The organism is Erwinia sp. PME.40.26/001 (assembly GCF_055556675.1).
On sequence record NZ_JBVHNP010000049.1, the window covers coordinates 1 to 371 of the forward strand.

General features: G+C 73.0%; 2 protein-coding genes. One reads left to right on the forward strand and one right to left on the reverse strand.

Annotated elements, in window-relative coordinates; all coding sequences use genetic code 11:
* Positions 1-81, reverse strand: an 81-nt coding sequence (locus ACZ3HG_RS23160) for a twin-arginine translocation signal domain-containing protein (protein ID WP_465334644.1), incomplete at its 3' end; no start/stop codon positions are given.
* Between the two features lie 185 nt (positions 82-266).
* Between ACZ3HG_RS23160 and ACZ3HG_RS23165 the strand changes: the two genes are divergently transcribed.
* The coding region (locus ACZ3HG_RS23165) for a DUF1990 family protein (RefSeq protein WP_465334646.1) at positions 267-371 on the forward strand (105 nt) is incomplete at its 3' end.

Below are 371 nucleotides of genomic sequence, written 5' to 3' on the forward strand. Positions count from 1 at the left end.
GAGGAAGTCGAACCCGAGCCCCGTCGCGGCGGCAGCGGCGGCGGTGGCGTGCAGGAACTGACGGCGGGAAAGACCGGTCACGAGATCGTCCGTTCGGGCGGAGGAACCTCGAATGTACCGTTCGCGCAATTCGGCCGTCCAGAGCGCGCGGTCGCGCGTGAGGAGCGGAGGGCGAGGGACGGGCGGAGGAGCCCCGCGGGGCGTTCGGTCCTCCGTTCGGCACAAGCCTTGCCGCCCGCCGCCCCCGCGCGAGTACCGTGTGCGGCATGAGCGACCTCACCTATCCCGAGATCGGGGCGACGGCGGGGGTGCTGCCGCGCGGGTATCACCACGTGCGCGCGGAGCGCGTGATCGGGCGGGGTCGCTTCGCT